The sequence below is a fragment of the Marinobacter bohaiensis genome (genome assembly GCF_003258515.1).
Lineage (GTDB): Bacteria > Pseudomonadota > Gammaproteobacteria > Pseudomonadales > Oleiphilaceae > Marinobacter_A > Marinobacter_A bohaiensis.
Map to the genome: position 1 here is coordinate 96097 of NZ_QGEH01000005.1, position 23261 is coordinate 119357.

Consider the following 23261-nt stretch of genomic DNA (forward strand, 5'->3'; position numbering starts at 1 on the left):
GGCCTGCCGGGGCAGGCCGTCGCAATCACAAAACAGGGACGGTCCGGTTTACGGGAAAATCAGCCGGCCTCACCTTCGAGCGCACGGGCCCGGGTGTGACGGTCCTGAAGGGTCGCGTCGTCGGTCGAGACCAGGTCGACGTTGAACACGACTTCGGTGAAGGGGCCGTTGAGGCCATAGGCTTCCGCCCGCGACGGGTCCTCGACGCGCTCGGCGTCGATCACCAGCTCCTCGCGGGTGGCGAAGGCGAAATCGTCGTAGACGTACTGGTCGCCGGCCAGATTGATCTGGGTGGTCAGGTGCCGATAGCCCGGCTTGGACACGAAGTAATGGATATGGGCCGGACGATTACCGTGACGCCCCAACTGGTCCAGTACCGCCTGGGTGGCGCCTTCCGGCGGACAGCCATAGCCGGACGGGACAATGCTGCGGGCGACGTAGCGGCCGTTCTCGTCGGTGCGGATGCGACGACGCAGGTTGTATTCGCTCTGGCTGGTGTCGAAGTAGGAATAGCCGCCCTTGGTGTTGGCGTGCCAGATGTCGACCACCGCCTCTTTGAGCGGCTGGCCGTTTTCGTCGCGTACCACGCCGGTGACGATCATGGTTTCGGCGTCTTCGCTGCCGTCGTCCATGCGGGCAAAACCGTCGCTGATCGGTGCACCGGCCACGTACAGCGGGCCTTCGATGGTGCGGGGCGTGCCGCCGGTCAGACCGCGTTCGGCGTCCTCGGCATCCATGCGGATGTCCAGGTAGTGGTCGAAGCCCAGCCCCGGCGCCAGCAGCGGCGCTTCGCCGTTCTGGCCCAGACGGTTGACGTAGTTCACCGCGTGCCAGAACTCATCCGGGGTGACATCGAAGTCCTCGATCAGTCGGTACACATCGCCGACCAGTCGATGAATGATTTTCTTGTAGCGGTCGTTGCCGCCCTGCTGGTCGAATCCCGCGACCTTTTCCAACAGCTCCTTGACGTCCTGTGTGTGCATTGTTTTGACAGTCATCGTTAGCTCCTCGGTCTTTGTTCTTATTGCTCGTTTCATCAGGAGGGGACTGATTGGCCCCGCCGTTCGTTAACGGTCGTCCTCGTGGATCGAAGACGGGTGGCGGCACAGGGCCGTCACGTTGATATCCATGTACGGGAACAGCGGCAGGCTGCTGACCAGCTGGTGCAGTTCGGCGTTGTCGGCCACGTCAAAAACGCTGACGTTGGCGTAGCTGCCGCTGATGCGCCACAGGTGACGCCACTTGCCCTGAGTCTGCAGCTCCTGGGCGTAGGCCTTTTCCCGGGCCTTGATGTCGGCCGCCGTGGCTTCCGGCATGTCCGCCGGGAGGTTCACCGTCATTTCTACTTTGAACAGCATGCGTGTCTCCGCTTGATGCAATGGTTGATTCGATCGGCGACGGTACTCAGCCCTTGCGGCGGTACTCGGCCAGCTTGTCCTCGTCCAGCGCCACACCCAGGCCCGGTCCCGCCGGCAGGTCGACGCCGTTGTCGTGGTAATTCAGGGGCTGCACCACGATGTCGTCCTTCATCAGCAGCGGGCCGAACATCTCGGTGCCCCAGTGCAGTTCTTTCAGGGTCGACCAGGCGTGCAGGGCGGCGGCGGTGCCAATGGTGCCTTCCAGCATGGTGCCGCCGTAGAGTCCGACTCCCGCCGCTTCCGCCACCCGCGCCACATTGAGCGCAGCGACCGGGCCGCCGGCCTTGGCGATTTTCAGGGCATAGGCGCCGGAGAACCCGGCCGCCGCCAGGTGATAGCCGTCGGTGGCATCACTGATCGCCTCGTCCGCCAGCAACGGGATGTGGAAGCGGTGCGACAGGCGCACCAGCGCCCCCAGCTCCTTGGCCGGCGTGGGCTGCTCGACCAGGTCCACCCCGGCGGCCTGCAGCTCGGCCATGCCCTTGGCGGCGGTGACCTCATCCCAGGCCTGGTTGACGTCGACCCGCACGCTGGCGCGGTCGCCCACCGCGGCCTTGATCGCCGCGACGTGACGCACGTCGTCCATCAGCGGACGCGAGCCGATCTTGAGTTTGAAGTCGCAGTGGCGGCGGGATTCGATCAGGGTCTGGGCCTCGTCGATGTCGCGCGCAGTGTCGCCGCTGGCCAGTGTCCAGAGCACCGGCAGGTGGTCGTGACAGGCACCGCCCAGCAGATCCGCGACGGACCGGTTAAGACGCTTGCCAGCCAGATCCAGCAGTGCGGTTTCAATGGCCGACTTGGCCAGCGGATTACCACGCACTGCCTGCCCCAGAGATACCTTCAGGGCATTGATATTTCGCGAAGATTTCCCGATCAGCAATGGCGTGATGTAAGTATCGATGGTCAGCTTGATGCCCTCCGGACTCTCCGGCCCATAGCTCAGGCCACCGATGGTGGTCGCCTCGCCCAAACCCTCGAGCCCCTCCGAGTCCCGCAGGCGCACGATTACCATGCTCTGACAGCCCATTGTCGTCATCGACAGCTTGTGCGGACGGATGGTCGGGATATCGACCAGGATGGCTTCGATGCTGTGAATGGTGGCGGACATGGTGACTCCGTATGCGCTGCAAAGTGATCGTTAAGCAGACAGTACGGAGTTACACTTAGGCGCACCAATATTGATTTAGTGGGAAGCAATACCCTGGAGGTATGATGGAGTTAAGGCACCTGCGGTACTTCTGTGTGGTGGCGGAAGAGCTGAACATGACCCGGGCGGCGGAGAAGCTGTTCATTGCACAGCCGCCGCTGACACGGCAGATCAAGCAACTGGAAGAGGAAATCGGCGCCCCGCTTTTCATTCGCGAGGCGCGGGGCCTGAGTTTGACGCCGGCGGGCAAGTTTTTCCTGGAACAGGCCCGGCAGATTCTCGACAAGGTCAACACCACGGTATCGGATACCCGGCGGATAGCCTCGCACGGCAAGGTGATTTTCGGGATTGGCTTCGTGCCCAGCGTGTTCTATGGCCAGCTACCGATCCTGGTGCGGCGCCTGCGTCAGAACAAGAACCTGGAAATCGTGCTGCACGAACTCAAGACCGGGGATCAGGTGGAAGCCCTGAAAACCGGGCTGATCGACATCGGTTTCGGGCGCCTGCGCATCGACGACCCGGAAGTGGATCAGGAGCTGCTGTTCAATGAACCCATCATCGCCGCCCTCCCCGCCAGCCACCCACTAGCGCAGAAGCGCCCGTCCCTGAAGGAGCTGTCGGAGATTCCGATGATCTGCTACCCCGCCGGCCGGGCCCCCAACTTCGTGGATATTTCCCTGGGGCTGTTCCACCGGCGCGGGCTGCGCATCAACGTCGCGCAGCAGGTCAACGACGTGCAGACGGCACTGGGTCTGGTGGCGTCGGAGATGGGCTTCTGCCTGGTGCCGGAACAGGTGCGACGGGTGCACCGGGAGGACATCGCGTTCGTGCACCTGGACGACGACAACATCACCTCGCCGGTGCTCTGCTGCCGTCGCCGGGAGCCGCCCAACGCGGTGATGCGGCTGAGCAACGTGATTCTGGAGGAACTGGTGGAGAACCGGCGGACCGGCCGCTACCCACCGGCTACCGAGCGTGACGGCGGATCGCCTCGGCGACCTCCCGAAGGTGCGGAAGATAGCGCTCCATAAGCGTATCCATATCCACCCGTGCCGCGTTGGTACTGATGTTGATCGCCCCCAGCGGTTCGCCGTTGGCGGCGTAGACCGGCACCGCCGCCGAGCGCAGTCCCAGGTCCAGCTCCTGGTCGACTATTGAATAGCCCTGCTCGCGCGCTTCGACGATGCGCTGGCGCAGGGTGTCCCGGTCTACGATGGAGGTGGGCGTATGACGCTCCAGCTTCACGTTATCCAACCAGGCGTCCAGTTCGTCGTCGTTCAACTGGGCCAGCAAGACCCGTCCCATGGAGGTGTAGGCGGCCGGCAGACGCGTGCCCACCGAGAGTGTGATGGCCATCAGCCGATGATGGGCCGACGAGCGCACCACATACACCACATCGTCCCCGTCCAGGACCGCCAGCGACGACGATTCCCCCAGTTCGCGGGTAATGTCTTCCAGATAGTGCTGGATCATCGGCCGATACTGGTTCGACGCCTGGTAGGCGTAGCCCAGCTGCAACACCTTGGGCGTCAGTTCAAACTGTCGCCCCAGCCGCTTGACGAACCCCAGCGCGTGCAGTGTCAGCAGGAAACGCCGGGCCTTGGCCCGGTCCATGCCGGTGCGGGTCGCCACTTCGCTGAGGGTCATGCGCCGGTGGTCGGCGTCGAACGCCTGCAGCACGTCCAGCCCCGCGGCCAGCGCGCCGACGAAATCCCGGTCGCCGGGCTTGAGAATCGCTTCATCCATCGAATGGCCTGCTCTGTTTCCGTGACAACGCGACGAGACACACGTCTCGCCGGTTTATGGCTTTCGCGCATCCTACCAGCTCGTTCGGCCTCCGAACATACGTTCATTATTCAACAGTTGATGAAAATTTGCACTTGACGACACCTGTGAAGGGTATCAAGATGTTCGTTATATAAACTTATGTTCGCATGTCGAACTTTCAGCAACAATGACTCAAAAACCGGAATGAGGACATCCCCATGGCCGAATTTCTCTCGCTAAAGGAAGCGGTCAGCCGCCATATCAGCGACGGCGACACCGTTGCGATGGAAGGCTTCACCCATCTGATCCCCTTCGCTGCCGGACACGAAATCATCCGCCAGAAGAAGCGTGACCTGACCCTGATCCGCATGACGCCTGACCTGGTCTACGACCAGATGATCGGCGCCGGCTGTGCCAGCAAGCTGATCTTCTCCTGGGGCGGCAACCCGGGCGTGGGCTCGCTGCACCGTCTGCGGGACGCGGTCGAGAGAGGCTGGCCCAACAAGCTGGACATCCTTGAGCACAGCCACGCCGCCATGGCGTGCGCCTATGAAGCCGGCGCCGCGGGTCTGCCGCTGGCGGTCCTGCGCGGCTACGTGGGCAGCGACCTGCCCAAGGTCAACGACCAGATCAAGTTCATCGAATGCCCCTTCACCGGCGAGAAACTGGCGGCGGTGCCGTCGGTCCGTCCGGACGTTTCCGTGGTTCACGCCCAGCGTGCCGACCGCAAGGGCAACGTGCTGGTGGAAGGCATCATCGGCATCCAGAAAGAAGCCGTGCTGGCCGCCAAGCGCAGCATCGTCACCGTCGAGGAAGTGGTGGACGACCTGGGCGCCTCCGCCAACGCCTGCGTCCTGCCGTCCTGGGCCGTGACCGCCATCGCCGAAGCGCCCAAGGGCGCCAAGCCATCCTACGCGCTGGGCTACTACGACCGCGACAACGCCTTCTATAAAGAGTGGGACGGCATCGCCCGCGATCGCGACGTGTTCCAGAAATGGCTGAACGACAACGTATTCGAGAACGGAGGTGCCTGAGATGAGCCTGGAATTTACCTCTTCGGAAATGATGAGCGTCACCGCAGCGCGGGCCCTGACCAACGACATGACCTGCTTCGTCGGCATTGGCCTGCCCAGTGAGGCCGCCAACCTGGCGCGCCTGACCCACGCCCCGGACGTCACCCTGATCTACGAATCCGGCACCCTGCAGACCAAGCCGGACGTACTGCCCCTGTCCATCGGCGACGGCGAGCTGTGCGAATCCGCCCTGACCACCGTGTCCGTGCCGGAGATGTTCCGCTACTGGCTGCAGGGCGGGCACATCAGCGTCGGCTTCCTGGGCACCGCCCAGATCGACCGCTACGCCAACCTCAACACCACCCTGATCGGCGACTACCGCGAGCCGAAAGTCCGCCTGCCGGGCGGTGGCGGGGCGCCGGAAATCGCCACCAACGCCCACGAAGTCTTCATCACCGTGAAGCACTCCAAGCGCACCTTCGTAAAGGACGTGGACTTCGTCACCACCGTCGGCTTCGGCCGCGATGGCAAGGCGCGGGACAATGTACCCAACATCGGCCGCGGCCCCACCGTGGTGATCACCGACCTGTGCATCCTCAAGCCGGATCCGCAGACCAAGGAGCTGGTGGTCACCTCCCTGCACCCGGGTGTCACCCGCGAGCAGGTCATCGAGGCCACCGGCTGGGAGATCCGTTTCGCCGACGAACTGGCAACCACCCCGGAGCCGAGCGCGAAAGAGCTGGAAGTACTGCGCGACCTGAAAGCGCGCACCAACGCCCATCATGCCGGCCAGCAATAGCGGTGAACCAAGACTGAAGAGGTGAATCATGACTGACGTCTATCTCTGCCATCCGCGCCGTTCCGCCGTGGGCCGCTTCGGCGGCACCCTGGCGGCGGTGCGCCCGGACGACCTGGCCGCCGACATCTTCAAGGCGGTGCTGGCCGAAGCCCCGGACCTGGATCCGGCCGCCATCGAGGAAGTGATGATGGGCTGCGCCAACCAGGCCGGCGAAGACAACCGCAACGTGGCCCGCATGTCCGCGCTGCTGGCGGGCCTGCCCACGTCCGTGCCGGGCACCACGATGAACCGCCTGTGCGGCTCGGGCATGGACGCCATCGGCACCGCCTTCCGCGCCATCCGCGCCGGGGAAATGGACCTGGTGCTGGCCGGCGGCGTGGAGTCCATGTCCCGCGCGCCCTACGTGCTGGGCAAGGCCGACAGCGCCTTCTCCCGCGGCCAGAAAATCGAAGACACCACCATCGGCTGGCGCTTCGTCAATCCGCTGATGAAGCAGCAGTACGGCATCGATTCCATGCCGGAAACTGCCGAGAACGTGGCCGAGCAGTACAACGTCTCCCGCGAGGACCAGGACCGGTTCGCCGTGCGCTCCCAGGAGAAAGCCGAGGCCGCCCGCGAAGCCGGTCGTCTGGCCGAGGAGATCGTGCCGATCAGCATCCCGCGTCGCAAACAGGAGCCGCTGGTGTTCGACACCGACGAGCATCCCCGTGCCGGCACCACCCTGGAGAAACTGGCCAAGCTGCCCACTCCGTTCCGCGAGAACGGCTCGGTCACCGCCGGTAACGCCTCGGGCGTGAACGACGGCGCCGGCGCCATGCTGGTGGCCAGCGAAGCCGCGGTGAAAGCCCATGGCCTCAAGCCCATCGCCCGCATTCGCGGCATGGCCACGGCCGGCGTCGAGCCCCGCGTGATGGGGATCGGCCCGGTGCCGGCCACCCAGAAACTGCTCAAGCGCCTGGACATGACGGTTGATCAACTGGACGTGATCGAGCTGAACGAGGCCTTCGCCGCCCAGGGCCTGGCGGTCCTGCGCGAGCTGGGCATCGCCGATGACGATCCCCGTGTGAACCCCAACGGCGGCGCCATCGCCCTGGGCCACCCGCTGGGCATGTCCGGCGCGCGCATCATCCAGAGCGCCGCCCATGAGCTGCAACGCAGCGGTGGCCGGTTCGCCCTGTGCACCATGTGCGTGGGTGTCGGCCAGGGTATCGCCACGCTGATCGAACGGGTCTGAGGAGCGTCGCACCATGGCATTTCTCAAGCACAACGGTCGCACCGTGGCCTACCGCCTGCTCGGTGCGCCCGACAAACCGCTGATGGTACTCGCCCACCCGCTGGGAATGAGCCAGGCGGTCTGGGACGATCTGCTGCCGTCGCTGCTGGGTCAATTCCGGGTCCTGACCTGGGATCTTCCCGGCCACGGCGCCAGCGCCGCCTGGCCCGCCTCTGCCGGTCCCATCACCCCGGAAGCGCTGGCGGCGGAAACCCTGGCGTTGGTACAGCAGGCCGATGCCGAGTCGTTCCACTTCATCGGCACGTCCATCGGTGGCGTGATCGGCCAGCAGCTGCTGATCGGCCACGGCTCGCGGCTGCTCTCCGCCACGCTGACCAACACCGGCGCCGTGATCGGCACACCGCAAGCCTGGCAGGACCGGGCCGGCAAGTGTCGTGAACTCGGGGTCGATGGGATTGCCGCCGACATCGTGCCGCGCTGGTTCGGCCCGGCCGCGACACAACGGCAACCGGCCCTGATCGAGGGCTGGACCGTGCAGATGGGGCGCGGCGACAGCGAGAGTTACGCCCTGCTGTGCGAGATGCTGGGACGTGTCGACTTTAGCGACCGGCTGCCCGACGGCCCCACGCCGGTACGCCTGATTGCCGGCGCCGACGATCTGGCCACGCCGCCGTCCGCCCTGGAAAACCTGGGCAAGCACCTGGGCGGTGTCGCCGTGTCGGTGCTGGAAGGCGTCGGCCATGTTCCATCCGAGGAAGCGCCGGAGATCTTCCTGAAGGAGTTGCTCTAAACTCCCGTTTGCCCTTGCCCCGCGCCCGTCGCGGGGCCTTCTTTTTCTTACCCTCCCCTTGTACGCCGCCTTCCCGGCATCGGAGCCGCACCCTCCCGGCCAACACAAAGTGGATAACGCTGTGCAGTCATTGGATAGGCCGTTCTCGCATCCCGGTTTAGGGTCTGAACACCGACAGATGACGACAGCGAGACCGCGATGCCTCAAGAGATTGCCCCTCAGGTTCGGCCGACCTGGTTGAAACCCGCTGCGCTGGTGCTGATGGTTGCACTGCTGGCTCTGCAGTGCCTCCTGCTAACGTTACCGGATTGGGCCCCCGCGGCCTTGAGCCCGATGGCCGCCCTCGCCGCCATGGCCCTGGCGATCACCCTGGCATGGCGACTCCCCGCGACACGCACGGTGGAAGTTCCGGTCGAGGTAACGGTGCCCGCTCCGGAACCCGCAACCTCCCACGCACCGATCGCGGATACACCCGCAACGCCGCAGCCCGATCTGGCGCCGGTGCGCGAACACGTCGAGCAGCTTTCCGCCAACGCGGCGTTCATTCTCGAGGAAATGGACGAGGCCGGGCGCCTGGCACGGCAATCGGGCGAACGCGTTGCCGCCAGTGCCACCAGCATCACGGGGGCGGAAACCGGCGTGCGTACACTGGCCGCTGATATGCGCCGCATCGACGCCGTATTCGACCAGCTGGGCCAGCAGGCGGAACAGATCCAGGCCATCGTGAGCGCCATTCTCGACATCGCCAAACAGACCAACCTGCTGGCCCTGAACGCCTCCATCGAAGCGGCCCGCGCCGGGGAGCACGGGCGCGGGTTCGCGGTGGTGGCGGACGAAGTCCGCACCCTGTCCCACCGGGTCAACGACTCCAGCGAACAGATACGCGGCATCGCGGAGGGCCTCAACGCGTCCTCCCACGAGGCACGCAGCGGCATGGCGCGGATCAACGCGGCCTGTGACCACTGCCTGGGACAGGCCGCCACCGCCCTCTCCGCGATGGAAGACATCCAGTCCGGCGCCCAGGCCCGGATGGAGGTGGTGCAACGCATCACCGCCCGCATCGACGATCAGCGTCGCCTGGCAGACTCGATCCGTGCCGAACTGGAGCCTGGCTGACGGAGTCTCCTGCCATCGAACCATAGCCGCGGCTCCTGCCCTTGCCCAGATGACTTTCGTTCTCTGGGCTTTTTTCGGTCCGGGATCGGAGCCTGCAATCCCGGGACACCGACGTGCAGAAAACGGATATTCGCCGGCCCCGCCTGCCGCCTCTAATGACATCACCGCACAACAACAATCCGAGGTGATGACATGAATCGAATCAAGACGCTGGCCGGCGCCACGCTGGCCACCCTGTCGCTGAGCTTGGCGCCGTTGGCGGCCAGTGCCGCCGACACCGTCAAAGTGGGCATCATGCTGCCGTTCAGCGGCATCTACGCCCAGCTCGGCGAGGCCGGGCGCGACGGCCTCAAGCTGGCGCTGAAACAGCAGGCCTCCAACCTGAACGGCGCGCAGATCGAATACATCGAAATGGATACCGAGGCCAAGCCCGCCCGCGCGCCGGAGCTGTCCTCGGCCATGCTCAGCCAGCACCAGGCCGACTTCGTCATCGGGCCGGTTCACTCCGGGGTGGCCATGGGCATGATCAAGGTGCTGCGCGGCAAGGACACGGTGATGATCATCCCCAACGCCGGTGCGGCGGCGGCCACCGGTCCGCTGTGCTCGCCCAACATCTTCCGCACGTCGTTTTCCTCCTGGCAGCCGTCCTACCCGATGGGGCAGGTGGCGCTGGATAAGGGCTACGACAAGGTCTATGCCATCAGCTGGAACTACGGCATGGGCCGGGAAAGCCTGGACGCCTTCGAGGAATCCTTCACCGCCGGTGGCGGCGAGATCGTCAAGAAGGTGCTGATGCCCTTCCCATCCACCAACTTCCAGCCCCACATCAGCGACATCGCCGCCACCCAGCCGGATGCGGTGTTCGTGTTCTTCGCCGGCGGCGGGGCCATCAAGTTCGTCAAGGACTACGACGCCATGGGCCTACGCGGCAAGATCCCGCTGCTGGGTTCGGGCTTCCTCACCGAGGGCACGCTCGAGGCCCAGGGCGAGGCGGCCGAAGGTGTGGAAACGACCCTGCACTACGCCGAGCAGCTGGACATCCCGGCCAACCAGAGCTTCCGCGCCGCCTTCAACACCGAGTACGGCCACTACCCGGACATCTACGCGGTGCAGGGGTACGACGCCGGCCTGGCCATCGCCCAGACCCTGTCGCAACTGGACGGCGACGCCAGCGACAAGCAGGCGCTGATCGACACCATGGCGCAGTTGACCATCGACAGCCCGCGTGGCGAGTTCACCTTCTCGCGGGCCCATAACCCGGTGCAGGACATCTACCTGCGCAAGGTCGACAACGGCGTCAACGTGGTGGAACGGGTGGCCGCCGCCGCCCTGGAAGATCCCGCCCGCGGCTGCCAACTGTAATCCCTGTCCCCGCCCGGCCGGCTGAGACGGCGCGGCCGGGCGGTCACCACCGAGAAAGACTATGTCCACCGAACTCTTCTTCGTGCAACTGATCAACGGGCTGCAGTACGGCCTGTTGCTGTTCCTGATCGCGTCGGGGCTGACCCTGGTCTTCGGCGTCATGGGCATCCTCAACCTGGCCCATGGCTCGATGTACATGGTCGGCGCCTACCTGGTGTGGTACTTCGTGACCGTCACCGGCAGCTTCAGCCTGGCGGCGTTGCTGTCGGCGGCCATCGCCCTGGCCCTGGGCATCCTCATTGAGCGCGTGCTGATCCAGCGCCTGTACCACCGCAACCACCTGGACCAGGTGCTGCTGACCATCGGCATGATCTTCGTGTTCAACGCGCTGCAAAGCATCCTGTGGGGCAACGATCCCTACGGCGTGGCGGTGCCGGCGGCACTGGACGCGTCCATTCCGTTCACCGAGAACTCCAGCTACCCGGTCTACCGCATCTTCGCGGCGGTGCTGTGCATTGCCATCGCCGCGGCACTCTACTTCATGGTCAGCCGTACCCGACTGGGCATGCTGATCCGCGCCGGCGAGTCCAACCGCGAAATGGTCGAGGCGCTGGGGGTCAACATCAAGAGCCTGTACACCATCGTGTTCGCCATCGGCGTCATGCTGGCGGCGGTCTCGGGGATCATCGCCGCGCCCATCCGCTCGATCGTGCCAGGCATGGGCGAGAGCGTGCTGATCACCTGCTTCGTGGTGGTGGTCGTCGGCGGCATGGGCTCGATCCGCGGCGCCTTCGTCGGCGCCCTGCTGGTGGGCCTGATCAGCACCTTCGCGGCGGTGCTGATGCCCGGTCTGTCCAACATGATCATCTACATCTTTATGATCCTGGTGTTGCTGGTGAAGCCCCAGGGCCTGTTCAGCCATTAACGGGAGCTACGCATGATTTTCGAAAAGCGCACCGAGCGCATCGTCATCCCGGTCTTCTTCATCCTGGCCCTGTTGTTACCGCTGTTCCTGGAGGGCAACGCCTTCTTCGTCGGCAAACTCACCACCATCGTGATCCTGTCGATCTTCGTGATGTCGCTGGATTTCCTGGTCGGCCGAGTGGGTCTGATCACCCTGGGCCACGCCCTGTTCTACGGGCTGGGCGGCTACCTGTTCGTGATTCTGGCGCCGGAGTACGAGGCCGTGAACTTCTGGCTCTACACCGTCTACATCTGCGGTCTGTCGGCGCTGATCGCACTGGTGGTGGGGACCGTGGTGCTGCGCACCTCCGGCATCTACTTCATCATGATCACCCTGGCCATTTCCCAGATGGCCTATTACTACTTCTTCGACTCGCTGGATTACGGCGGCGACGACGGCGTGTTCATCTTCATGAAACCGGACACCCACCTCTTCGGACTGAACTTTTTCAACCTGGATAACGGGGTCCACTTCTACTACCTGGCGCTGCTCTCGCTGCTCAACACCCTGCTGTTTTTCAAGCTGATCCTGCGTTCGCGCTTCGGCCGCATTGTCGAGGCCACCAAGCACAACGCCCAGCGCACCGAAGCCCTGGGCTACAACACGTTCGTCTACCGGCTGATCTGCTACGTCATCGGCAGCACGCTGGGGGCCTACGCCGGCTTCCTGTTCGCGCTGCAATACGGTTTCGTCAATCCATCCTTCCTGACCTGGGAGATGTCCGGCACGGCGCTGGTGATGTCGATCCTGGGCGGGCTGGGGAGCCTTTACGGCGCGATTCTCGGTACGTTCACCTACGAGGGCCTGCAGTTCCTGTTCGAACACCTCACCCAGGACTGGCTGCTGCTGATGGGCGGCGCCATCATCCTGATGGTGCTGGTACTGCGGCACGGCATCGCCGGTTACCTGGAAAAGCTGCTGGAGAAAAAACAATGAACCAAGACGCCATCCTGGAAACCGAAGCCCTGTGCAAACACTGGGGCGGCATCAAGGCGCTCAACAACCTGTCGCTGACCTTCCACGACCGCCAGCTACACGGGGTGGTGGGCCCCAACGGCGCGGGCAAGAGCACCCTGCTGAACATGCTGTGCGGCACGTTGCCCCCCACCAGCGGCTGCATCTTCCATCAGGGTCAGCGCATCGACCGCATGAAACCCTGGCGTTTCGTGCGGCGCGGCATCGGCCGGAGCTTCCAGAAGACCAACATCTATCCCGATGTCACCTGTCTGGAAAACTGCGCCATCGCCGCCCAGCGGCGTTTCGGTGGCAACTTCAACCTGTTCGCCTCGCGCCACAGCAATCGCATGGTGGCCCAGGCCGCGGAGCAGGCCCTGGCGCAGGTGGGCCTGGAGAGTCGGCGCGATACCGTGGCGGCGGAGATTTCCTACGGCGAGCAGCGCCAGCTGGAGATCGCCATGGTGCTGGCTACCGCGCCCTGCATCCTGCTGCTGGACGAACCCATGGCGGGCATGGGCCACGAGGAATCCCAGCGCATCATCGCCCTGCTCAAAGAACTCAAGGAACGCTACTGCATCGTGCTGGTGGAACACGACATGGACGCCATCTTCGAGCTGTCCGACCAGTTGACGGTGCTGGACAACGGCACCCATCTGATCACCGGCAGCGTGGACCAGGTGCGCAACGATCCGCGGGTGCGCGCCGCGTATCTGGGTGCCGACGACGAAGACGAGGAGGCCGCCGCATGAGCCGGAATCTGCTGGAGGTGACGAACCTCAACACCCTGTATGGACGAAGCCATATCCTGCACGACCTGTCGTTCCGGCTCGGCCAGGGACAGTCCATGAGCCTGATGGGGCGCAACGGCATGGGCAAGACCACCACGCTGAAGTCGATCCTGGGGATTGTGCCGCCGCGCTCGGGCCAGGTGTTCTTCGACGGCGAGGACATCAGCCGACTGCCCACCTGGAAGCGCATGCGCCGGGACATCGCCTACGTGCCCGAGGGGCGCGGCATGTTCCACAACCTCACGGTGAAGGAACACCTGCAAATGGCCGCCCGCGCCGGCAGCGATGGCCAGAGCGGCTGGGACTACGAGCGCGTGATGGAGACCTTCCCGCGGCTGCAGGAACGCCTGTCCAATCTGGGCACCGAACTGTCCGGCGGCGAGCAGCAGATGCTGGCCATCGGCCGGGCGCTGGTCACCAATCCCCGGCTGATGATCCTGGACGAAGCCACCGAAGGGCTGGCGCCGCTGATTCGCCAGGACATCTGGAACGTGATCGCCACGGTGCGCGAGTCCGGCATCTCGACCCTGGTGGTGGACAAGAACATCAAGGCGCTGAAGAAGCTGTGCGACCGGCACGTGGTGATCGTCAAGGGACGGGTCCACTTCGACGGCGGCTCGCGGGAGCTGGACGACAACCTGGAAAAAGTCGAAACCGCCCTGAGCGTCTGACCCCAATCCGCCGCTCCGGAAGGTGTACAGAATACGGATAACGATGTTCATTTACCGGATATTGGAGGCCCGCTGAATCCCCGATAGTTCAAGTGCCTAACAACAAGGAGAAGGTACATGAACTATCGCAATTCCCTGCTGGCTCTGGCCGTCGCAACGGCGGCCGGGACCACCCCCGCCCACGCCATCGACCTCGGCACCTTCAAGGGCACCGACCTCAGCTTCGGCGGCTACATCAAGGCCGAGGGCATCTTCGAAGACCCGGAAGGCGAAGACTCCCACTTCTATGGTCGCGCCAACCAGACCCGCTTCAACTTCAAGACCGTGACCAACAAGAACGGCCACACCATCGTCGGCTTCATCGAAGGGGATTTCTACGGTGGCACTCCCACCGGGGACGATCCCGACTGGCGTCTGCGCCATGCCTTCATCCGCATCGACGACACCACCGTCGGTCAGACCTGGACCGGGCAGTGGTGGGCGGTGTCCTACACCGACTACTTTGACTTCTTCGCCGGCCCGCGCGGTACCCTGGGCGGGCTGAACTTCCGCGCGCCGCTGGCCAGCTACGAGACACACGGCTTCCGTTTCTCCGCCCAGGATCCGGTCTTCGACGACGCCGATACCCCCGACCTGGCGGTCAACTACACCCAGCCGTTCAGCAACGGCAGCCAGGTGATTTTCACCGTCAGCGGCCGGGAAGCGGAAAACGAGGATTACGGCGTGGGCGCCGCCATTGGCTCGAAAATCATGATCGGCCGCCACCGCCTCAACCTCAACGCCCACTACGGCGATGGTCTGGGCGTGTTCACTGGCGTCGGCGTGGGTGGCGCCCCGGTGGATGTGGAAAACGACGACCTGGTCACCCAGATGGGTTTCAACGCGGGTTTCCAGTACGTGTTCAACGATCAATGGCGCGCCAACATTGCCTACACCCGTACGGATGTGGACGATGACGCCGACACCCGGTACGAAGGCCAACGGGTCAACGTCGTGCATAATATCCTGCCGGAACTGGAAGTCGGCGCCGAATGGCGCAAGTATAATCTGCCCTTCGGTGGGCTGATTCCCGAAGGCCAGCAGGTCGAAGTCATGGCCAAGTACCGCTTCTGACCAGCCCCAGGGTTCCGGCCCCGTGTCGTGCGAATGCCGCCCGTCTTCCCGGCATTCGCACGCCCGGCACAGCAGCCGTCAGGACGACCCGGACAGACACAGACAGGAAAAGGGCGGAACACATGGCAGACGAGACCCCCAAGCGCCAGGGCATCGGTTCCCTGGAGATCGGGCTCCATATTCTCAATTACATCGCCGCGGCACCACGACCGCCGACGCTCAAGGAACTGTCCGGCGCGCTGGACCTGTCCCCCAGCCGCGCCCACAAGTACCTCGTCAGCCTGCTGCGCGAGGACTACATCAACCAGATCAACCAGGCCCAGTACACCCTGGGCAACGCCAGCCTGACCCTGGGTATCGCCGCGCTGCGCCGGATCAATCCGATCCAGCTCTCCTACGCGGCGCTGGACCGGCTCAACGAGGAGACCGACAAGACCGTTTCGATTACGGTCTGGAACGGCTCCGGTCCGCTGGTCATCAAGTGGCTCGACTCCAGCCAGCCGATTTCTGTGAACGTGCGCCTGGGGGCCGAGCTGTCACCGCTCAACTCCGCCGCCGGCCGCATCTACCTGGCTCACCTGCCGCTGGAACGCCGCCGCGCGATCATCGATGCCTTCTACAAACAGACCCGCAACCTGCCCCGGCACCACGGCAAACCATTGAGTCGGGAGGAACTGAGCCCGCACCTGGAGCGCATCCGGCAAGACGGCTACTGCGCCTTCTTCGGCGACTACCTGCCAGAAATCAACGTGCTGAGCATGCCGGTGTTCGATCTCAACGGCGGCATCGTCACGGTCATGACCCTGCTGGGCCTGGAGCAGGACACCGACGTCAGCGAAGGCTCGGCGCTGTTCCGGCAATTACGTGAGTGTGCCGACCGGGTCACCCGCCAGGTGTGTGGGCAGCAGAAGGCCCCGGACACGGTTCCCGCCTGATCACTGCACCAGGCGGCGGGTCTCCGAGGGCAGTTCACCGAACGCCTTGCGGTATTCCGAGGAGAAACGCCCCAGGTGCGCAAACCCGTAATCCAGCGCCGCTTCGGTCACATTGCGTACCCGGCCGTACTGGAGGTCGTCGCGCAGCCGCTGCAGGCGCAGTTGCTTGATGTAGCACTTGGGCGTGGTGGAAAAGTGCCTGGCGAACAGGTTGTAGATGGACCGGGCGCTGAGATTGGATACGGCCGACAGTTCATCGATGCTCACCCCTTCTTTCAGGTGCTGCTGGATATACCCCAGCATGCGGTCCAGCGCCGGTGACGCGCACGGCTGACGCCCCGCCTCCACCGCCGAGTTGGGAAAGACGTGGATCAGCTTGCGCAGGATGATGTCGCGGTAGGGTCCGCACAGGGGAAGCAGTTCGCCGGCGTCCTCCTCCAGGTCGGCAAACACCGCTTCCAGTAGCTTGACGAAGCCCGGGCAGGTGCGCAGGTCCATGGGCCGGCTCAGGAAACTGACGCCGCGCGCCGGCTGCTGGCCGACCATGTTGGCCGCCGCCTGACGGATCTCCACCTCCGGCAGCTTCACGATCAGCTTTTCGCAGTCCTCGGAGTAGGTCAGGTCGATGGGCTCACAGGGGTTGATCATCATCGCCTGGCCTCTCTCCAGCACCAGACGTTCGTCCCCCAGCCGCCAGTAGCAGGTGCCCCGGGTAATCACCTGGAAGTGGTAGATCGCCTCCAGCTCCGGGGAATACACCCGCACCTCGTTGCCATAGCACACCAGGGACAGCCCCAGGCCCGCGAAATCCCGGTAGCTAAGGCTGGATCGGGCGTGGCCCCGGCCCCGGATATCCAAACGGTGCTGACCGATGTGCGCGTTGACGAACGCGGACACGTCTTCGGGATGGGCCTGGTCGAACAGGTTGGAGCCGGTGAGTGCGCGAGCAAGCATGAGAACCACCATTTGTAATTATTGTGTATCCGTTCACTTTATATAAACACGGACGTTCAATCAATAACCGATTCCCGACCTCAGTGACGGACGGCCATCGGCCATGGCTGACGAAAAAACACCAGGAACGGGGATAAAGGCAACGACCGGCCACCGCGGTGATGCCGGATGGCATGGGTTCGGCTGTCAGGTCAGAGCGGTAGAGAAGAGAAAAGAAGAGGAGAGAAGAAAGGCGGCGCCCCGGACAGGGCGCCGTTGCTGGGGCGGGCCATCAAGCCTTTTTACGACGCCCCTGCCCGAACAGCACGGCGGCGCTGTTCTCGTTCACGGTGGCTTCGCGGCTGATCTCATCGGCCCGGGCATACGCCCGCTGCACCGCCGGGCGGGATTCGATGCGCTCCAGCCAGCGCTTGACGTTGGGCAGGCTGTCGATGTCCTGGCGCTGCTTCTCCCAGCCCTTGGCCCAGGGGAAAGTCGCCATGTCGGCGATGGAATAGTCGCCGGCCATGAAGTCCCGGTCCGCCAGCAGGTCGTCCAGCACGCCGTAGAGACGCTCGCTCTCCTTCACGTAACGGTCGATGGCGTAGTCGAGCTTCTCCGGCGCGTATTGGGCGAAGTGATGATTCTGACCCAGCATCGGCCCGAAACCACCCATCTGCCAGTACAGCCACTGCAGGGTTTCCCAGCGCTTGCGCAGGTCGTTCGACAGGAACTGGCCGGTCTTGTCCGCCAGGTATTCAAGGATGGCGCCGGACTCGAACAGGGGTAGCGGCCCACCGCCGTCCGCCGGAGTCTGGTCGACGATGGCGGGGATCTTGTTGTTGGGCGAAATTTTCAGGAAGTCTTCGGCAAACTGATCTCCCTGGCCGATGTGAATGGGATGGATGGTGTAATCCAGCCCCGCCTCTTCAAGGAAAATGGTGATCTTGTGGCCGTTGGGCGTGGTCCAGTAGTAAAGGTCGATCATGGAGCGGCTCCCGTTATTGGGATGAATGAACGGATCTCGGCCGGCGGTCGCGCGCGGGTATTCACCGACCTGAAATAGACGACCGGTCTATTATTCTCAAGCCTCACGATGCCTGTCAACGTGGCTCAAATGACGCGATACGCCACCTCTTTGTGACGGACGTCACAATGAAACCAAAAGCCAACGCACAGTAATGTTGCCTTCCCGTCTCTCACCGCGACTCTTGACCAAAAACTGAATTTGGTTTCAACTTTTTGATATACAACCACTTAGCGTCGGCTTCCCCATCGGTATCGGGTGCCGTGCCGCCGCTTCGCGGCCTCATATGACTAGACGGACTGACCGGGCTGTCACTCAGGCCAAACACCTGAGCGCCGTGACGTCCTAAGATCGTTACAAAACAACAAATGTACAAATGTCTCATTAGGCGTACCCCCAAGCCGGATGCATCGCCAGCCAACCTGGCCCCGTATCCCGGGATAAAAACAGACAAGAACACAATAACGGAGTATCCAGATGACTATGTCGCCCCTTCAGGCATCCTCGGCATTACGTTCCCGCGGTCGACTCACCCCGGCCATCGCCCTGACCCTCGCCGGCCTGTCCACCGGTGCTCACGCCAGCATGGGCAACATCGGCACCACCTACGGTCTGTTTCCGGCGGACATTGCCTCGGCCCAGGCCCTGTCGATGTTCAACTCCCAGGTGTCGGCGACCTACTACAACCCGGCCTACCTGGCCAAGGACCCGCGCGGCGAGCTGACCACCGGCCTGCTCCACGCCGAGCCGGAACTGCGGGCCTCGTCACCGGCCCGCGACGGCGACATCCTGTCGGACCAGGAAAGCCAGCACGTGCTCATCGGCATGAAGACCAACCTGTCGTCCCTGACCCGTTTCGATCACCCGATCTACCTGGGCTTCATCGCCGGTGTGGAAAAGTATGGCAAGGAGATGCTGGCGTTCGAATCCACCACCTCCGAGGATGGCCAGTTCCTGGAATACGGCCGCCAGCCGTTGTTCCTGAACATCGGCGGCGCCACCACCGCCTGGCGCGGGATCGATGTGGGCGCCTCGTTCCGTATTACGCTGCACTCCACCGCCGAGCTGTCCACCACCACGGATCTGGCGGGCAACACCGAGTACGAATCCCTGTCGGTCAACGCTGAGCCCTCCCTGCGCTCGATCCTGAGCACCAATATCGACTGGGGCGAGACCGTCTGCCCGGACAGCGACTGCTGGCTCGACGGCTGGGATACCTCGTTCGCCTACCGGAGCAGCTCCAACACCAACACCACCGTTGACGCCCGGACCGTTATCCCGGGGCTGATTCCCGAAAGCGCGCCGCTGGTGTTCTCGGTACTGACCTACGACTCCTACCAGCCGTCGATCTACGCCGTCGGCGTGCAGTACAGCACCGACAGCTGGCGCGTGGGTGTGACCCTGGAGCAGCAGAACTGGTCGGACCTGGAGGACGAGTTCGAGAACGACACCATCAAGGACCAGGCCAACGCCAAATTCGACGACATCCTGATCCCGCGCATCGGCGCCGAGTTCAAGTTCGCCGAGCATTTCGGCCTGACCCTGGGCGCGGCCTACCAGGAGTCCGCGCTGAAGAGCAACAGCACCCAGGACGTCAATTACTTCGACAACGACAAGTACATCTTCGGCATCGGCCTGAGCGCCGAGTACACCCGGACACGACTGTTCACCTACCCGATTCGCTTCGACATCGCCTACCAGCACCAGATGCTTGAAGAGCGCGACTTCGAAACCGACAACACGGCCGCCGGGGCACGCACCGGCGAGACGGTGACCACCGACGGCGATGTCGACGTGATCAGCGGCTCTGTCACGTTCAAGTTCTGAACCCCGGAGAAAACGCCATGACCAACAACAAAATCAAGATCCTGGCACTGACACCCGCCCTGCTTCTCGCCGCCTGTGGCGGTGAGGAGCAGAGCACGGACGAGCCCAAGACACCTGGCTCGGTGATCTACTCCTACCCGGCGGACGGCCAGGCCAGCATATCCACCGAAGCCGATATCGTGTTGCGCTTTTCCAACCCCATCACCGACGAGGATGTGGCGGGCAAGGTCCGCATCGCGCCCAGCGGCAGCGACGCCGGCATCGGTTACAGCGTCAGCGAAGTGGACGGCGGCAACAGCCTGGTGCTGACGCCGGACGAGGCGCTGGCGCCAGGCACCGACTACACCGTCAGCTTTACGGAAAACCTCGACGCCGCCGGCAATCGCACCATCGCTACGCCCAATGCGACGGGCGAGGCGGGTATCCAGTTCGTTACCCGCGGCGGTCTGACGGAGGTGGCGGCACTGGCCAACCTCAGCGACGATTTCACCGTCCTCGACAGCCTGCCGGACGGCGACACCTTCCGCTTCATGGATTTCTCCACCGTGCGCCTGCGCACCAGCCACCCGATCCACCCGGATTCGGCGGTCTACGGCACCACCGTGTCGTTGCTCGACGGCGAGGGCTCGCTGGTTCCAGCCACGCTGCTGGTCAAGGGCAACAAGCTGACGGTGGACCCCTGCACCACCGACGATCCCCACGACTGCGGCGGCGCCGACGACCAGTTGGATCCCGCGCAGACCTACACCCTCAGCCTTAACGGGGTGATGGATCGAAAAGGCAATACCCTGAACTACGAAGAAACCTTCCAGCCCCAGGAAACAGGGCCGACCGAAGTGCTGTATCAGGAAATCGTCGATTCCGGTTTCAGCCAGCAGTCGATCCTCAACGGCCAGTATGTCAACGCGGTCACCCTCAACTCCGTGCTGCAGGGCACGGCCGGCCCCTCCCAGCAGACCGGCGCGCTTTACGCCGAACTGGGCTACGCCCCGAGTTTCCCGGGGGATACCCCGGTCCCGCTGCGGGTGCCCAAGGGCACCATCCTGGAGAGCACCAGCCTGGACGTTAAGGTCAACGGCAGCGTTCCGGTACTCGACGCGGCCACCGGCCAGTTACAGCAAACCGGCACCATCAAGGTCACCATGCTGTCCGACGCCATGGGCTACCTCTATCCCAATCCCTACAGCGACTCGGTCGAAGCGCCGCGTCACGTGCGCCTGTGGATGGACGTGTCCATGAACACCGAGGAGGCGCAGCCCAACGCCTCGCTATCCCAGGACCTGCTGCGGGTGGAACTGAGCGGCGTTGCCATCGTCGAGGACGGCATCCTCACCATCGACGCCATCGGCATGGTCGAGCCCAACCTGCTGGGGCAGGAGTTCACCGACTCCACCATCGCCTTCCGCATCGAGGCGGACACCTCCGAGCAGGACATCGCCCCGGAGCGCCCCATCGATCAGACCGGGCCGCAACTGGTGAGCTGGATGCCCGGCCCCGAGGACGCGATTCCGGCCACCCGCCAGTCCATGCAGCGCCCGGGCGACCCGGTGGTGCTGAACTTCGACGAACCGCTGGACGCGGATTCAGTGGCCAACGGCGTCACCCTGTTCGAGGGCGGCACGGAAGTGACCAACCTGCGGACCAGGCTCGACGGCACTGTGGTGGTGGTCAATCCGGAAGGCGGCCTCAAGCACGGGGTGGACTACTCGCTGAACATCAACAGTTCGCTGACGGATATTGCCGGCAATGGGGCAACGAGTGAGACGCTGAATTTTGCATTGCCGGCTCTGGATGATGACTCCACGACGGTCACAGAGCGTTCGCCAATTGCGCTCACGACGTACCCCGGCTATCCGTGTGTCACACGGGACCTGGACCTGGCAAACAACTCGCATGGCTACTGCATCGACAAGCCTTCCGAAACAGACGTTCCGCGCCCCGATGGCCAGCCGGTCGATGAGCTTCCAGTGACTTCGATGCCGGCCGACCGACCGATCGTTGTCGTGTTCTCACAATCCATGGAACTGGACTCTATCCGGCTGAACGAAACGTTCGAAGTGCAGAAGGTTGATGCTTCGGGATCCAGTCTGGGGAACGTCAATGGCCGGTTGGAGCTGAATAATCAACGTATCCGTTTCTATCCCGACCAGCCGTGGGAGGAGGACGCGTTGTACCGCTATAGGATGAAATCCGTCCAGGATGGCGTTTGTTCAGGTTCAGCGCCCGGCTTCATATGCGGCGAGAATGGCCTGGCTCTGCAAACGGACATCCTCGTGGACAGCGAAGATACCGGCGGCCCCAACCTTGATATTTACTTCCGTGGCGGACCTGCGCTTGAGTCGGTGTTTACACCACTGAGAAACCTTCCCATTCGAGACACCAATTCGAACTACATCGTGGACTGTGCGTCTCCCGGCGAAACGAACTGCCTGGAACCATTCAATCACGAAGCCGGTAACGACGGTTTCAAACCTTCCGCCAACGCGGCCAAGCTGCTTATGAACGGCAACGCGTCCATTCTGGGGACGACCAGTGACGGGAATGCGCGGGTAGGTTGTGACCAGAATGCGGCTGAAGACTGCCCGGAGAACAAGTTCATCTACCAGACCTATGGCCTGAATACAGAAGTCATTGGTCCGGCGGAAAACCCGATGACGGGCGAGAACACGGCCGTACGCGTGTTGCTGTATCCCACATTGCTGGTCACAACGCCAGCACGGGTTTACCTCGACACCTTTGGGGAGCAGAACACCGGCCCGCAGATCCTGAGAATGCGGTACGGAGCAGCGGCCGACGGCAATCCAATGGGCTTGGTGGAAGGCGTTATTTATGAAGGGACTGACGGTCGGCCAACGTTCGAAACGAGCGCGCGGCTGACGCTGGATGCGCCAAACCTCACTTTGCCGCTGGGCGAATTGCTGTCGCATAACCTGTTCAGCTATCCATTTACCCTTGAGCTGGACGGTCCCATCACCTTCTTTGATGATGGACGCATGCAAATCGCACAGTACAACAACAATGTTCCGGAAATTAACGTCGCCGTCGCTGGCTCGAACGATACAACATCGGGATTCCTGGGCTTCGTCAGCTGTTTGGGTGGAATCTTCACGGGTAGCTTCGGAGCCTGCGAGGACCTGGGCGAAGGCTCTGGGCAAGCGGTCAAAATTCCTCTGAAGATTCCGGAACAAGGCGTCTACCTCAACTTCATCTCCAACCCAATCAAGGAGATTCCGGAAGAAGGCTGAACGATTGTTTCGCCCTGTTAGGCCAGCCTCCGGGCTGGCCTTTTTTGTTTCGGACAACTCGCAACCGGAAGCCCCCGTAGCATCGAGCGTGCTTGCCAGTCCCCCTCCTTCGTCAGATGCTGCTAATCTGGTTTCCTGACAAAACTCGAATAACC

21 protein-coding genes are annotated in these 23261 nt (G+C 63.5%); 15 read left to right on the plus strand and 6 right to left on the minus strand.

The features are described 5' to 3' along the window. Positions 1-59: 59 nt before the first annotated feature. The 3 genes from catA to DKK67_RS18655 all read right to left on the minus strand — a co-directional run bounded on the left by catA (position 60) and on the right by DKK67_RS18655 (position 2526). Complete coding sequence (gene catA / locus DKK67_RS18645; RefSeq protein ID WP_111498031.1) at positions 60-998, minus strand: catechol 1,2-dioxygenase; 939 nt, start codon at positions 996-998, stop codon at positions 60-62. A 69-nt stretch (positions 999-1067) separates the two neighbouring features. Further along, positions 1068-1358, minus strand: a complete 291-nt coding sequence (gene catC, locus DKK67_RS18650) for a muconolactone Delta-isomerase (protein WP_111498032.1) — start codon at positions 1356-1358, stop codon at positions 1068-1070. Between the two features lie 46 nt (positions 1359-1404). Continuing rightward, positions 1405-2526 (minus strand): muconate/chloromuconate family cycloisomerase, encoded by a 1122-nt coding sequence (locus DKK67_RS18655; protein WP_111498033.1) that lies wholly within the window; start codon positions 2524-2526, stop codon positions 1405-1407. A 104-nt stretch (positions 2527-2630) separates the two neighbouring features. On the opposite strand from DKK67_RS18655, the gene DKK67_RS18660 reads away from it, so the two are divergent. Further along, positions 2631-3596, plus strand: a complete 966-nt coding sequence (locus DKK67_RS18660) for a LysR family transcriptional regulator (protein WP_111498034.1) — start codon at positions 2631-2633, stop codon at positions 3594-3596. Here DKK67_RS18660 and DKK67_RS18665 read toward each other — a convergent pair. Beyond that, positions 3532-4311: an IclR family transcriptional regulator domain-containing protein gene (locus DKK67_RS18665; RefSeq protein WP_111498035.1), complete on the minus strand. Its 780-nt coding sequence runs from the start codon at positions 4309-4311 to the stop codon at positions 3532-3534. The genes DKK67_RS18660 and DKK67_RS18665 overlap by 65 nt on opposite strands. 239 nt (positions 4312-4550) lie before the next feature. Here DKK67_RS18665 and DKK67_RS18670 point away from each other — a divergent pair, with 239 nt between their 5' ends. From DKK67_RS18670 to DKK67_RS18725, 12 genes are all read left to right on the plus strand, one after another. After that, positions 4551-5366, plus strand: coding sequence for a CoA transferase subunit A (locus tag DKK67_RS18670; protein ID WP_111498036.1), 816 nt, complete (start codon positions 4551-4553; stop codon positions 5364-5366). A gap of 1 nt (position 5367) precedes the next feature. Next, positions 5368-6144, plus strand: a complete 777-nt coding sequence (locus DKK67_RS18675) for a CoA-transferase subunit beta (RefSeq protein ID WP_111498037.1) — start codon at positions 5368-5370, stop codon at positions 6142-6144. Between the two features lie 25 nt (positions 6145-6169). After that, a complete protein-coding gene (pcaF, locus tag DKK67_RS18680) occupies positions 6170-7378 on the plus strand; it encodes a 3-oxoadipyl-CoA thiolase (RefSeq protein ID WP_322873921.1) in 1209 nt (402 codons plus the stop codon). A gap of 13 nt (positions 7379-7391) precedes the next feature. Then, complete coding sequence (locus DKK67_RS18685) at positions 7392-8168, plus strand: alpha/beta fold hydrolase (RefSeq protein ID WP_111498039.1); 777 nt, start codon at positions 7392-7394, stop codon at positions 8166-8168. 660 nt (positions 8169-8828) lie between these two features. Continuing rightward, positions 8829-9284: a methyl-accepting chemotaxis protein gene (locus DKK67_RS22030; RefSeq protein WP_407657889.1), complete on the plus strand. Its 456-nt coding sequence runs from the start codon at positions 8829-8831 to the stop codon at positions 9282-9284. Between the two features lie 192 nt (positions 9285-9476). Then, complete coding sequence (locus DKK67_RS18695; RefSeq protein WP_111498041.1) at positions 9477-10646, plus strand: ABC transporter substrate-binding protein; 1170 nt, start codon at positions 9477-9479, stop codon at positions 10644-10646. Between the two features lie 61 nt (positions 10647-10707). Further along, the gene (locus tag DKK67_RS18700; RefSeq protein ID WP_111498042.1) at positions 10708-11571 is read left to right on the plus strand and encodes a branched-chain amino acid ABC transporter permease; all 864 of its coding nucleotides are present in this window, start codon (positions 10708-10710) and stop codon (positions 11569-11571) included. 12 nt (positions 11572-11583) lie between these two features. Further along, entirely contained in the window at positions 11584-12546 is a 963-nt protein-coding gene (locus DKK67_RS18705; RefSeq protein WP_111498043.1) for a branched-chain amino acid ABC transporter permease, read from the plus strand. Then, a complete protein-coding gene (locus DKK67_RS18710) occupies positions 12543-13316 on the plus strand; it encodes an ABC transporter ATP-binding protein (RefSeq protein WP_111498044.1) in 774 nt (257 codons plus the stop codon). Before DKK67_RS18705 ends, DKK67_RS18710 begins: the two co-directional genes overlap by 4 nt. Next, on the plus strand, positions 13313-14026 hold the full coding sequence (locus tag DKK67_RS18715; protein ID WP_111498045.1) for an ABC transporter ATP-binding protein: 714 nt from the start codon (positions 13313-13315) through the stop codon (positions 14024-14026). Before DKK67_RS18710 ends, DKK67_RS18715 begins: the two co-directional genes overlap by 4 nt. Before the next feature lie 117 nt (positions 14027-14143). Continuing rightward, entirely contained in the window at positions 14144-15139 is a 996-nt protein-coding gene (locus DKK67_RS18720; RefSeq protein ID WP_111498046.1) for a porin, read from the plus strand. A 122-nt stretch (positions 15140-15261) separates the two neighbouring features. Continuing rightward, positions 15262-16074 (plus strand): IclR family transcriptional regulator, encoded by an 813-nt coding sequence (locus DKK67_RS18725; RefSeq protein WP_111498047.1) that lies wholly within the window; start codon positions 15262-15264, stop codon positions 16072-16074. On the opposite strand, the gene DKK67_RS18730 is transcribed toward DKK67_RS18725, so the two are convergent. Together DKK67_RS18730 and DKK67_RS18735 are read right to left on the minus strand one after the other, a co-directional pair. Further along, positions 16075-17028, minus strand: a complete 954-nt coding sequence (locus DKK67_RS18730) for an AraC family transcriptional regulator (RefSeq protein ID WP_111498156.1) — start codon at positions 17026-17028, stop codon at positions 16075-16077. Positions 17029-17299: 271 nt separating this feature from the next. After that, the gene (locus DKK67_RS18735) at positions 17300-17995 is read right to left on the minus strand and encodes a glutathione S-transferase N-terminal domain-containing protein (RefSeq protein ID WP_111498048.1); all 696 of its coding nucleotides are present in this window, start codon (positions 17993-17995) and stop codon (positions 17300-17302) included. A gap of 522 nt (positions 17996-18517) precedes the next feature. On the opposite strand from DKK67_RS18735, the gene DKK67_RS18740 reads away from it, so the two are divergent. After that, positions 18518-19861, plus strand: coding sequence for an outer membrane protein transport protein (locus DKK67_RS18740; RefSeq protein ID WP_111498157.1), 1344 nt, complete (start codon positions 18518-18520; stop codon positions 19859-19861). 17 nt (positions 19862-19878) lie between these two features. Then, the gene (locus DKK67_RS18745; RefSeq protein ID WP_111498049.1) at positions 19879-23106 is read left to right on the plus strand and encodes an Ig-like domain-containing protein; all 3228 of its coding nucleotides are present in this window, start codon (positions 19879-19881) and stop codon (positions 23104-23106) included. Positions 23107-23261 lie beyond the last annotated feature (155 nt).